Below are 12,748 nucleotides of genomic sequence, written 5' to 3'. Positions count from 1 at the left end.
AAGTTATAGAGAGCTATGATGATGTATTAAACTGTTACAAAATTCATGTTCAAGTACGAAATCCATTGTTTGGCCCGCTTTTCTCATATAAGGGAACGTTTGTAGAAAGGGATCAGACTAGATGGGAAATATAATTCTTGGCCTTATTTGTTATATGATTTTTCTTATATTGGAATGGTCGAAATTAAATCCTGTTGAATCAATTATATTACTATCTATTCTCCTATTCATACCAATGGCACTTTGTATTGTTGATAAGGAGAAAAGAGATGGATCTCAGGTGTCATTTTATAAACTTGTATCGTTATTTTATCCAGTTGCTGCAATCAGTGCAACGCTTGCTTTTATAACAGATTATTTTTTGTTTGCAATTATTTGGTTGATATATACAGGCATTATTGCGTTATTCGGTGTAAGTAGATTGTTAGAAAGAGGATGGAAGCCGTTAGAAGAGACGGCAATTGATAGTGGGTTTATTTATTTGTTTTTAGGGGGTTTTTGGTTCTTTGCCTCTGTAGCGAATATATCCATTATGCAGTTTAGTTCAGATATTGTTTTGCTTACAGCAGCTCACTTTCATTATTCAGCCTTTTTACTACCTTTATCTGTAGGTTTACTTGGGAGAAAGCAACAAAAGAAAAGTAAACTATATAAATTTATCACGGTTATTATTGTTATTTCACCGATGACAGTAGCGATTGGTATTACTTATTCAAGAACATTCGAATTTTATGCGGTATTAGTTTATCTCATTTCACTTTATGCTTATAGTATTTATGTATGGAAAACAAAATTCACTTCGATAATTGCAAAAATTCTTCTAATCATTTCATCGAGTACACTTATGATAACAATTTTGTTTTCGCCCGTATATTCATACGGAAACTTTAAACAAGTTATGACAATCACAATTACGCAAATGGTTTGGATTCATGGTGTTATGAATGGAATTGGTGTAACATTGCCCGCTTTTATTGGCTGGATGATTGAAAAGAATGTGCCAGCTTACATTCATTATGGAAAACCGATGAGTCGTATCAAAGGGAAGATGAAAGTAGGAGGAACAGATTTTATAGAGGAGAAGATGCATACAGGTCTTATAGATCAAATGAGTGATTTTCATAGTATGCAGTTTGATGAAAGAAAAGTATCTCCACTTATCATTGATTTTTATGAGCGTACGAAAAATTTTCAATTAAAAGCAAATATTAAGTGGTCTCATTGGTTTCGTCCCTTTGCTTTTCTCTATGAAAAAATAAGTAGACATGTACAGCAAATTCATTTAGGAATGGGAAATAGGTGGGAAGTCATGCATGGTAATATCATTGCGATAAAAGGTGAACGAGATGGTAGAGAAGATGTGAGAGCATGGATTCGAAAAAATGAACAGGATGAAACAATCTTTGTAGCTCTTTACTCGCAGCATACATATAGCGGAGATACATATATGAATATTGCTTTGCCGCTACCATTTTCTAATATGACGGGTATTTTAAAATTACGTAATGATAACAAAGATCTTATCATTACTAGTCAGTTAAGAGAGAGTACAAAAGGAGACGAAGGGATTTATTTACATACCCCTTTCTTTACGATTCGATTACCGTTAGCTGAGACTTTTACGATAAAAGAAAAAACTGATCAGATTTTGACAGCGCACCATCAAATGTGGGTGTTTGGTGTGAGGTTTTTAGAGATTGATTATGAGATTGAGAGAATGAGGGAGAATAGACATTAAAATATGTTTGTGTACAAGGCTTGGGGAATATTATGAACCTTGTATTATGTGTGTGTAATGGTAAGGGATACCTTATTATATAGTGTATTTCATGAATTGAATTCAGTTGTAAATCGAAATGTATTGATGTTTTGTGCATCTAAAAACTCAATTATAAGAAAAGGGAGAAAATTAAATGTTATAATAAAAGGAAAAAGAAGGAAGATGTCTAGGGAGAGGGGATACATATGCAAGGAGAGATACAGAAAGAAAAGAGTTCTAGTTATGTAAATACGTTATTATTACCAATTACAAAGTCACGACAGTTTACTTTCTTATGGATTGGTCAGCTGCTTTCGGTACTTGGAAGTTCGGTTACAATGGTGATTCTACCTGTAGTTGTATATACGCTAACAGGATCAACGGTTGTTATGGGAATGACGATGGCTATGTATATGCTTCCGAATATTCTTATTTTACCGTTTTCTGGGTTAATCGTTGATCGCATGAATCGAGTTAAATTAATGTTATTTACTGATATTGTTCGATGCATAGTGATGATAACACTTGCGACACTTATTTTTACAGACACTTTAACAATCAATATTCTATATGTATTAGTAGCAGTATATGGACTAATGGAAGGCCTGTTTCAACCGGCATATTCAGCAGTGCGAGCAAAGGTGTTTGTACCGGAAATTCGCAATGCAGCTAACGCATTAACACAAATGAGTAATCAAGGTGTCCGTTTAATAGGTCCAGCGCTTGGTGGTCTTATTGTTTCGGTTGCATCGGCTGGAATTGGATTTGGTTTAGATGCATTGACTTATTTGTTGTCTTTTATATGTTTATTATTTTTAAAAGATGTAACAGCTAAAAAAGTACAGGAACAGACAAATCAAAAAATGAATTTCAAAAAAGATTTTACAGAAGGCATTGTTGTCTTAAAAAGCCATCCCTGGCTTTGGATTACAATTTTAGCATTTTCATTTATTAATATTTGTTACGCAGGAATTATCGTTGTATTAATCCCTTGGTTATTTAATGTACATCATCACTTTGAACCATTTGTCTATGGTCTTGGAATGGCATGTTCTGGAGGAGGTGCCGTTGTTGCAGCTCTTATTTTTGGCGGGAGACAGAGGTGGCATAGACGAGGCTTACTCGCTTATGGCGGTGTCTTCATTAGTGGGGCGGCACTTTTAATAATGCCTTTTGTTTCATGGGCTCCAGGGTTAATTGGGTTAATGGCATTAGAAGGGTTTGGGATTATGATTTTTGGTCTAATATGGGAAACGAGCTTACAAGAACTCGTGCCAGAAGAGGCATTCGGAAGAGTAGCAAGTCTTGATATGTTAGGGTCTTTTGCATTATTACCGTTAGGGTATTTAGTTGTCGGTTGGTTGGCGAATATAATTGGTGGTACTGTGACGATTACGATTTTAGCCATTGCAGCAATTGTAGTAGTAGTAATCGCACTACTTGTTCCGAGTATTCGTCAATTTGATTAATATATGTTTACAAAAAATAAGTAAGCTCTGCCAAATGGCAGAGCTTACTGTTCATGAAATACGAATGTTTGTGTGAATTCCTTTTCTGCTTTTTCTGGGTGACCGTTATAACTAAATTGATTTTCTTCCCAGCTAATAACAATGTCAAATGAATTGGCGTCTTCATATAATGGGAATTTCATTTGTGTAAAACTAGTTTGACTATATGACACACTCATATCAGACTTGTTGAAAGGCTTGAAAGAGGCTTTGGATTTTGGGTTATTGTCGCGTATCTCAACGGATACATTAGATACGTCTTTACCGATATTTTTTACAAGTAAACTGTATGTATGAAACGTATCTTCTTTTGATTGTACTATTTCAGGATTTTTAGTCTTATCAACTTTAATATACCATTGTGTAGATTTTGATGTAGCAGGGAGTCCTGTGAAAGTAAAAGCGCTTATTTGAAGTGGAACTACGAAATATATGAAGGTAAGTAAGAATAGTATTTTTCTTTTCATGTACAATTCTCCAATTCGCTATAGCGGATAGTTTTGATTTTGTTAGCATTTTCTAATTTTAAAGAAGTTATGCATGTATATTTGATTTAGCAGTTATAGAAAAGTGGATATATCAGTGTCAAAAAAGACTGTGCAGAAAAAATTCTACACAGTCTTTTTTGTATTTAAATTTTTTAAAGAATACGAAATAACTGGTTACATTTTACAAATTTTAAAATATAATATATAATCAATAATCATATTAACATTGTTAATATGATTATTGATTATATTAAACTTATGGGGTGTTTATGATGAAGGGAAGAGACGTTGTTTTAGGGCTATTGATGGAAAAAGAGCTGTCGGGTTATGATATAAAAATTGTATTTGAAGATGTGTTCGCTCATTTTTTTGATGGAAGCTTCGGTATGATCTATCCAACTTTAAGGCAGTTAGAGAAGGAAGGGAAGATTAAAAAAGAGGTAATCATGCAAGAAGGAAAGCCAAATAAAAAAATGTACTTCATAACGGATGAAGGAAGAGAAGGGTTTTATCAATATATGAAGACTGATGTAGAGAAGGATGTTCTACGTTCTGATTTTCTAATGCGTATGTATTTTGGAGACTATAGTGATACAAATACGATGAAAAAGTGGATTGAAGAAGAAATTGAAAGAAAAGAAACGTATATCGCCGATCTTCGCTTGAAGTATGAGAAGTGGAAGGAAGGCATTACTTTTGCAGAAGAGATTTCTCTTGATGTTGGTATTGCATCGTATACTGCGCAAGTCGAGACATTAAAGAAGAAATTAGCCCAGCTTGCACTGAAAGAAGAGACTAATGAAATGAAAGAGTAAAAAGAAGTGTTCAAGGTAAATAAAAGGGGGAGATTGATACGGAGCAATCAAAGGGAATTAAGATTGTATTTTTGATGTGTTTAGGTATTTTTCTTTGTATGATTGATACAACCATTATGAACATTGCTTTACCGGCAATTCAGTCTAGTGTAAATACGTCATTAGAAAAAATGTCTTGGATATTAAATGTGTATACAATGACAATTGCGGTGCTAGCAATCCCGTTAGGACGTATTGCTGATATTTTTGGAAAGGCTAAGATGTACATCATTGGTTTAATCGTTTTTGGTGGTGGATCGGCGCTTTGTGCCTTTGCGAATACAGGAGATTTCCTTATATTTTCTCGCTTTATTCAAAGTATAGGAGCTGCAATTTTATTTCCGACGAGTATGGTAATTGGAGTATCAGCAGTTCCGTTAGCTAAGAGGCATATTGCGCTTAGTATTTTAGGAGTAACACAAGGTTTATCAGCTGCGATTGGCCCTGTAATAGGCGGGATTATTACACAAAATTTAGGATGGAGATGGGTATTCTTTGTCAATATTCCAATTTGTATTATTGGGATTGTTTTATGCTTTATTATGCTACAAATAAAAAATGAAGAACGAGTTGTATCGAAAATTGATTGGATAGGATTAATACTAAGTAGTTCAGCAATTTTCTTTTTCACCCTCGTATTAGTAAAGGGAAATACATGGGGATGGCTGAGTATTTTAGCGTGGATTTGCTATATTACTAGTATTATTTCTTTCCTATTATTTATTGTAGTCGAAAGAAAAGCCGTAGCGCCTATGGTGAATTTACAACTATTTAAAGATCGAACGTTTGTTGGAGCTGCTATTGTTGTCATATTAAGCAATTTGTTTTTAATTGGAGTGACTGTATTACTCCCAACCTTTCTTACAAAAATACAACATCGAACAGAAATGGARGCAGCTCTTGTAGTTACGCCTATTTCAGCGATGATATTTGTTGTTTCCCCATTTGCTTCTTTGTTGATTAAGAAGCTAGGAAAAGTGTTTATTATTTTATCGGGTTTTATCGTGATGAGCTTAGCTTATTATTGGTTACAAATGATTGGAGTAGATTCAACGAGTAAAGATATCATTGTTCCTTGTATGATATTGGGTGTTGGATATGGTTTAGTCGTAGGTCCCATTACGATTTTAAGTGCTTCTTCATTTGAAGGGGAATTACTAACCGCTTCCCAAAGCATTGTATCGATGTTGAGACAAGTAGGGATTGTATTAGCTGTTGCTATATTTGTATCAACTTTAACTCAGAATCTATCTGTAAATAAAGATAAGGTTTACAGTTATGCTGAAGAAAAAGTTCGTGATATTCATGTGGATCAGGTTGAGCAAGAAAAAATATTGCAAATAACAAAAGAAAAAATCCGAGATAAAAGTTTAGAATCAAATGCTGAAAAGAAACAAAGTGAAGACGATCTCGGCTTGAGCAAGGAACAAAAAGAGAAATTGATTCATGAAAAAGTGAACGAAGCCTTAAACGGAGTTCCAGTGGAATATAGAGAGGTAAAAAGAGAGGGAATTACAAAGCAAGTAACAAAAATAATTGAGGAAAAACAAGAAAAAGTAAGAGGAGAGATTCTCGCATTCTCAAATGATGTTAGTCATTATGCAGAAAGCAAGATGGCAATGAGTTTTACAGATTTATATAAACTGAGTGTACCAATCATTTTGATTTGTGGTTTGGTGAGTTTGGTGTTTTATGAAGGGAAGCCCTGGGTTGGTAAAAGAAGAAAGGTTTTAATGAGTAAAGGCTAGAAAGTAAGTTTAATTAGAGAAAAACATTCCGCAGCTGCATTAGTGGAATGTTTTTCTGTTTTATATCAAGTAACTACTAACTTAAAGCTCTTTCGAAAATATGTTTTGAACCAATTCTGTAAAACTCTTTTCCTCCCTTGGTACGATTGATACGTCTTCATGCCAAATCTCAATAATTTCCCAGTTATTTGTTATATGAAAGCCTATAGCATCGCCGGCAAAGTTATCACCAAATAGTAAAACATTTTTCAGTTCTGGATTGTCATCCGCATCATATATTTCATCTGCTTCGATAAGTCCTCCGTAGAACATAAAATAGGAATTAGAAACAGATCCATAGCCCACTTCCTTTAAGAAGGAAATATAATCTTGGGGTACACCGTTAAGCATGGATTCTTCCTCAATAATAGAATCAGTTAATGTACTAAAATCATAATCAGTAGGTGCATCATGAATCTTTTTAATAATATCTTTGTATACCATTTGTAAACACTCCAAACGTTTTTTGTGTAACCACATATTATAAATTTACCCCGCATTAACGGGCAGTAAGATCCCCACCTCAAGATTCGGAGAGAAACAAGGAAGGTAGGTGGGGGATCAACTGCCCGTAAAAGCCCGATTGGTGAAGGCTAATAATCAGTGGGGGATGAAGAAAACCCCCACTGATTAAAGTTTCACTTTATCTGTTTTGTTAACTTTGATTTTTCTTATAAACCATAAATCTTATGTGACTCGCTTATTTATCTTTTATATTACTAGTTCTAGAGATAAACACAATGGAATAGAGGCTATTATTAGCATAATACAAAATTCCTGTTTAAATTAACTATATTGGATAAAAAAGAAAAATCCATACAATTTCATTTTGAAAATATAGAAAAAAGTTTAGTACCACATTTTATCTCGTAAAAGCTCGATTCGTTCAGCTAACCATCTGCGGGGAAGTGAAGACTCCCACTGATGGAAGTTTCACTTTATATTTGGAAGTAAGTTATACGGTTAGAATTTTAATGGGGTTTATTGGAATAATACTAGGAGGTATATAATGTTTTTTGTTTGAAAAGTGTCTCAATGATTGAGATACCAGTTCGCAATTGGTATGGATGGTGATTACAAATAGAACAACAATTGCATTATCTCATTTCGCATTTCGGATATTTTGGGATTATTATTGCTTTGGTGGGGGGAATTATCGGATTACCGATACCTGATGAAACGCTATTAACGTTTGTAGGATACTATGTATATAAGGGAAAAATGAAATTTCTGCTTGCGTTACTAAGTGCATGGATTGGATCGTCAATTGGTATTTCTATTAGTTATGTGTTAGGAGTGAAACTCGGGATTCCATTCTTGAAAAAATTTGGTCCGAAAATACATATTACAGAAAAGAAAATAAATCGGACGCAGGTTTTATTCCAAAAAATTGGTCCTGCTCTATTGTTTATTGGCTATTTTATTCCCGGAGTTCGACATGTTACTGCCTATTTAGCTGGGATTTCCCGCTATCGATTTTCGGCATTCTGCCTTTATGCGTATTCGGGAGCATTATTATGGAGTTTCACTTTTATTAAGTTAGGGTTAGTGGTCGGAGAAAAATGGCGTCAGGTAGGACATTATGTTCACCATTATGGTTTTGTTCTTGTGATTTTATTATTGATTATTGCATGTTTGGCTGTTTTATACTTTCGATTCAAAAAAGATAGGCGATGAGCGATGGATAATCATAATAAATATTATTTTAAAGCATATGCAAATTAGCGATATGTACTGCCTGCAAATAATGACAAGAATTTATTATATTATTGATTTTGTTGACAAAATGAAAGACCGACTTCTATGCGTGAGTCGGTCTTTTCTCTATTCAAATCATGTAATCTTTCATTGTCTGACGATGCGAATTATGGCCTCATTATAAAATAAATAATCAGCATATAGCTTGTTGAATTATGGTCTTGTCTTCATTACTAATTTTAATCTCTTCATTGTATTCTTTATACAAGCCACAAATCGTTAGTATTACAACAACTGCAATATCAGCCTAATAATATTTATTTTTATTTTTGGGTCCCTCTTTTTGCTGATTTAAGTAAGGAGTAATCCTATAATGAATGTGAATGTTAGTGTGTTTGTTAACATTGAATTTTTTTTATAAAATTTCAGATAAGTTGAACTATCAAAATGAAAAAAGAACCTTACAAAAATGTAATGTTTATGTCACAAAATAAGATAGTACATTGTGAGTAATCTATTTAAAATTGAATAGGATATGATTTGTAGGTGGAAAACAATAAAAAATATAATAAGAATTTATTAGAATCCTATGAAAAATCATTTAATAAGGTAGAGTTTGTTAAAATGTAGAGTGGACTAAAGCATTAAAGGAGATTATGTAATGAATTTTAAAGATTTAGATTATGAATGGTTCAACTTTATAAATAGTAAAGTACAGGAATATCCATTAATAGATAATGTAATGATTGTATTTGCAGAATATGTACAATATGCTTTCGTGTTGCTACTCATCCTGTTATGGATAAAGAATAAACCTAATTTTCGTGTAATGGCTTTTCAATCGATTGTTGCGTTTACTTTAGCTTATTCCATAAATAGATTTATTGAGTTATTTATTTATAGAGACCGTCCCTTTATCTCACATAACATCACACAACTCGTAGATCATGCTGCCAATTCTTCTTTTCCAAGTGATCATGCAACATCAGCTATTGTAATTGCAGCTACACTATTATTATCTGCCTATCGCTTTAAATATACTTGGTTTTTCTTAGCACTCGTTGTAGCGTTTTCGAGAGTATGGGTAGGAGTGCATTATCCATTTGATGTAATTGCAGGAATTGTACATGGAGTATTGATAGCATTATTTACGCAGTATGTTGTATTTAAAATACGTCCTGTTTCTACATTGATTGCAAAGCCTATTTTTCAAGGGGAAAACTAGCTAAAAAGAGTCGAGTCGGTTGGATGAGTGCTAGCTTTCATGCGCATAAGAGAATAGATAAAAGCAGAAACATGGTTACACGATTTTTAGTAAGTGTGTATTGAAGAAGTATTCCTACAAACTGTGGAAGTGTGTTTTATAAGATTAAAAGACTGATAGCCTCCTAATTAAATAGGGGCTTTTAGGTATGGATTAAAAGTATATAAGAGAAGCTTAGTTTTATAAATAGAAAATATTTGTGCCTAAGAAAAGACTGCCCTAACTCAAGGTGTTTGGACAACTTTTTTTGTTTTTCTCTTTTAGAACTAAGAGAACAGATGAAAATGTTATTGAATAGGAAACATTAAACATAGTACATTTAAAAAAGGAAAATCTTTCATAAAGAAGGTGAGAAAATGCTCGATAAAGCTGATGGTTCAATAAGGAATCATATGTATACAGCAGAAGAACAACAAAAGTTATATAAACGAACGTTAGTAATCGTAAGTATTTCACAAATGTTTGGTGGCGCAGGGTTAGCTGCTGGTATTACTGTAGGTGCACTTCTTGCACAGCAAATGCTTGGAACAGATGTATTCGCAGGATTGCCAGCAGCCATGTTTACAATGGGATCTGCAGGAGCAGCTTTAATAGTAGGAAGGCTGTCTCAACGTTATGGGCGCCGGATTGGGCTTGCAACAGGGTTTATGGTAGGTGGGCTTGGTGCTATTGGTGTCGTAATCGCAGCTTTAACAAATAGTATTATTCTCTTACTTGCTTCCTTACTCATATATGGTGCAGGCACAGCCACAAATTTACAAGCTCGTTATGCTGGTACAGATTTAGCAAATAAGAAGCAAAGGGCAACTGCGATTAGTATTACAATGGTTATGACGACTTTTGGTGCGGTAGCAGGACCCAATTTGGTGGGTGTAATGGGGAATTTCGCTCTCTCTATTGGTATTCCTAAACTTGCTGGTCCATTCATATTATCAGCAGCTGCGTTTTTGTTAGCAGGTCTCGTACTGTTCGTTATGCTTCGTCCAGATCCATTAATGATAGCGAACATGATAGAAACATATAAACAGGAACAGACAAATAAAGGGCATGTGATAACTAAGAAATCAATAGAAAATACAAGAGGCGTTACAGTCGGGGCAATTGTTATGATACTTACTCAAATTGTTATGGTTGCGATTATGACTATGACTCCAGTACATATGGAACACCATGGGCATGGATTAAATGAAGTGGGCCTYGTTATTGGATTTCATGTAGGAGCAATGTACCTTCCATCACTCGTTACAGGAATTCTTGTTGATAAGATTGGTAGAATGGCAATGAGTATTGCTTCCGGAGTTATACTACTTAGTGCGGGAGTGGTAGCTGCCATTGCACCGAGCGATTCTTTAATTCTCCTGATCATTGCTCTTTCTTTACTTGGTTTAGGATGGAACCTTGGATTAATAAGTGGGACTGCTCAAATTGTTGATGCAACAGAACCTTTAACGCGTGCAAAGACACAAGGGAAAGTAGATGTTTTTATTGCGCTGGCAGGAGCTTCTGGGGGAGCAATGTCAGGCATGGTGGTAGCTAATGCAAGCTATACGGCATTATCATTAGCTGGAGGGGCTTTAGCCTTGTTGCTCGTTCCTGTTGTGATTTGGTCTCGAAAAGGTGAAGAGCATGACATAAAATAGAAGTCCTGAAAGTTTTGCAGATTGATTTGTACTGACAGAGAAAAAGAGATGGATAGATAGTTGCTAGAAGAAATCAAAGAAGTTACTGCATAAAATGAATCTCATAAAATTGTAAGAGGTATATCTTCTTTTAATAGCTTAGTAGAGGCTGAAGCCCTCCGCTGATAAAAGGTGTATTTTAGTAGAAGGCTTGTCTGCAATCATATTAGTAATGTGATGTGTAGTGTTTGCAAATGAATACGATTCGATAAAGTTCAATTCGGTATATTTTACTGAGTAAATATATAGTATAGAAAACTTTTACTGATGTAATTAAATTAATGCTGTTTTTGGAAAATAGGTTAGTCCATAAAGTGTTTTTGCATATATTGGAGTGAGGTGATGTTACATGACAAGGAAAGCATCCCCACTTAAACTTGGAAATGAAACATACGGAACACTCAAGGTAGAGGAAGCGTTTTTACAAGCTTTAGAATCATATTTTATAAAGCGAAAAGATACAAAGTCTCTTGTTTAATGAAGTAAACACTTAAAATGGGGCGTATATCAGAAAAAACTGGCTACCTGTTCTCTGTATTCTATAGGGAACAGGTAGTCAGTTTTTTCGTAAATTTTATAATTATTTTAGTGTCTTTTTTACAAACAAAATAAAAATTAACAAACTAATAAGTCCCGATACAGCACAAACAATAAATATCATTTGATATCCCATGAGCTGTGAAACAAATCCTAGAAGAATAGCTCCTAAACCAATCCCTAAATCAAAAGCAGTAAAAAATGTAGCGTTTGCCACTCCTCTTTTCTCTGGTGGAGCTAATCGTATAGTTGCTACTTGAAGAGCAGGTTGTGCCGATCCAAATCCAATTCCGTACAAAATAGCTGTAATAACTAGTCCGATAAGCCCATTTGTCATTGTTAGGACTAATAGTGCGACTATCAGTATAAAAAGCGCAGGAACAATAATGACTCCTTCTCCATGTTTATCGGATATCTTTCCCGCAAGTGGTCTAATTACTATAAGTGTAACAGCATAAACTAAGAAGAAAGTACCAACATTAACTTGAATTTTCGCCGCAAACAGTGGTAAAAATGTTGTAATGCCACCAAAAGTAAAGGATAGGAAAAATGTAACAATAGCGATTGGTAAAACGGTTTTTTCAAAAAATGATATTGGTTTTTTTGATGTATGTTGAACTACTGGGACTTTTGTGTCAAGTGCAAGTATGAATGCAATAATTGCTAATGCTGTACATAGAAGAAATAGATAATGAAATGAAAATGATTTTGCTACCCAAAGACCTAATATTGGTCCTAAAGCCATGCCTAAAGTCATTGCAAGTCCATACCATCCCATTCCTTCTCCGCGACGAGATTGTGGAATAACATCAGTCACAGCCGTTCCTATCGAGGTTGTAGCAATTGCCCAACCGATTCCATGTAAGATACGTAATACAACTAAAAATACAATTCCTGTTACCCAATCATAAAAATACATTGTCATTGCAAAAAATAGTAGTCCACTTATTATAAATACCCGCCTGCCATATCGATCCATTAATCCTCCAACAATAGGACGAAAAATGACTGCTGATATTGTAAACACTCCAATAATAAATCCAACTTGAGATTCACTTCCACCTAATTGTTTAATAAACATAGGMAATGTTGGCATTAGTAAATAAAAACCACTAAATAGTAATAATGCTGTAATTGTCAGCATTATATAGCTTTTTGTCCATAAACGTTCCAT

General features: G+C 34.3%; 12 protein-coding genes. 9 read left to right on the top strand and 3 right to left on the bottom strand.

The window, feature by feature from the left end; genetic code table 11:
• The 3 genes from AC1DIT_RS13185 to AC1DIT_RS13175 all read left to right on the top strand — a co-directional run.
• Window positions 1–134, top strand: a 134-nt coding sequence (locus AC1DIT_RS13185) for a DUF4166 domain-containing protein (protein ID WP_476998228.1), incomplete at its 5' end; no start/stop codon positions are given.
• Entirely contained in the window at window positions 122–1,738 is a 1,617-nt protein-coding gene (locus tag AC1DIT_RS13180; protein WP_016132713.1) for a YndJ family protein, read from the top strand. The genes AC1DIT_RS13185 and AC1DIT_RS13180, both read left to right, overlap by 13 nt.
• A gap of 227 nt (window positions 1,739–1,965) precedes the next feature.
• Complete coding sequence (locus AC1DIT_RS13175; protein ID WP_016114345.1) at window positions 1,966–3,228, top strand: MFS transporter; 1,263 nt, start codon at window positions 1,966–1,968, stop codon at window positions 3,226–3,228.
• A gap of 44 nt (window positions 3,229–3,272) precedes the next feature.
• Here AC1DIT_RS13175 and AC1DIT_RS13170 read toward each other — a convergent pair whose 3' ends face one another.
• The gene (locus tag AC1DIT_RS13170) at window positions 3,273–3,734 is read right to left on the bottom strand and encodes a hypothetical protein (protein ID WP_016114346.1); all 462 of its coding nucleotides are present in this window, start codon (window positions 3,732–3,734) and stop codon (window positions 3,273–3,275) included.
• Between the two features lie 293 nt (window positions 3,735–4,027).
• On the opposite strand from AC1DIT_RS13170, the gene AC1DIT_RS13165 reads away from it, so the two are divergent.
• Window positions 4,028–4,570, top strand: a complete 543-nt coding sequence (locus tag AC1DIT_RS13165) for a helix-turn-helix transcriptional regulator (protein WP_033671106.1) — start codon at window positions 4,028–4,030, stop codon at window positions 4,568–4,570.
• Window positions 4,571–4,644: 74 nt separating this feature from the next.
• Window positions 4,645–6,357, top strand: a complete 1,713-nt coding sequence (locus tag AC1DIT_RS13160) for an MFS transporter (RefSeq protein WP_044880802.1) — start codon at window positions 4,645–4,647, stop codon at window positions 6,355–6,357.
• Between the two features lie 81 nt (window positions 6,358–6,438).
• Here AC1DIT_RS13160 and AC1DIT_RS13155 read toward each other — a convergent pair whose 3' ends face one another.
• Complete coding sequence (locus tag AC1DIT_RS13155; protein WP_016114349.1) at window positions 6,439–6,840, bottom strand: SMI1/KNR4 family protein; 402 nt, start codon at window positions 6,838–6,840, stop codon at window positions 6,439–6,441.
• Window positions 6,841–7,476: 636 nt separating this feature from the next.
• On the opposite strand from AC1DIT_RS13155, the gene AC1DIT_RS13150 reads away from it, so the two are divergent.
• The 4 genes from AC1DIT_RS13150 (at window position 7,477) to AC1DIT_RS13135 (ending at window position 11,515) form a co-directional block, all read left to right on the top strand.
• Window positions 7,477–8,073: a DedA family protein gene (locus AC1DIT_RS13150; protein ID WP_033671108.1), complete on the top strand. Its 597-nt coding sequence runs from the start codon at window positions 7,477–7,479 to the stop codon at window positions 8,071–8,073.
• 682 nt (window positions 8,074–8,755) lie between these two features.
• Window positions 8,756–9,319 (top strand): undecaprenyl-diphosphatase, encoded by a 564-nt coding sequence (locus tag AC1DIT_RS13145; protein WP_016114351.1) that lies wholly within the window; start codon window positions 8,756–8,758, stop codon window positions 9,317–9,319.
• A gap of 395 nt (window positions 9,320–9,714) precedes the next feature.
• Window positions 9,715–10,998, top strand: a complete 1,284-nt coding sequence (locus tag AC1DIT_RS13140) for an MFS transporter (protein WP_016132715.1) — start codon at window positions 9,715–9,717, stop codon at window positions 10,996–10,998.
• Window positions 10,999–11,386: 388 nt separating this feature from the next.
• Window positions 11,387–11,515 carry a hypothetical protein gene (locus AC1DIT_RS13135; protein WP_016114353.1) on the top strand — a complete coding sequence of 43 codons (129 nt, stop codon included), beginning with the start codon at window positions 11,387–11,389 and terminating at the stop codon, window positions 11,513–11,515.
• A gap of 102 nt (window positions 11,516–11,617) precedes the next feature.
• Here AC1DIT_RS13135 and AC1DIT_RS13130 read toward each other — a convergent pair whose 3' ends face one another.
• Entirely contained in the window at window positions 11,618–12,748 is a 1,131-nt protein-coding gene (locus AC1DIT_RS13130; RefSeq protein WP_476998227.1) for an MFS transporter, read from the bottom strand.

The sequence above is a fragment of the Bacillus sp. 05T22 genome (assembly GCF_056396765.1).
This window is presented reverse-complemented; position numbering and strand designations above follow the sequence as displayed.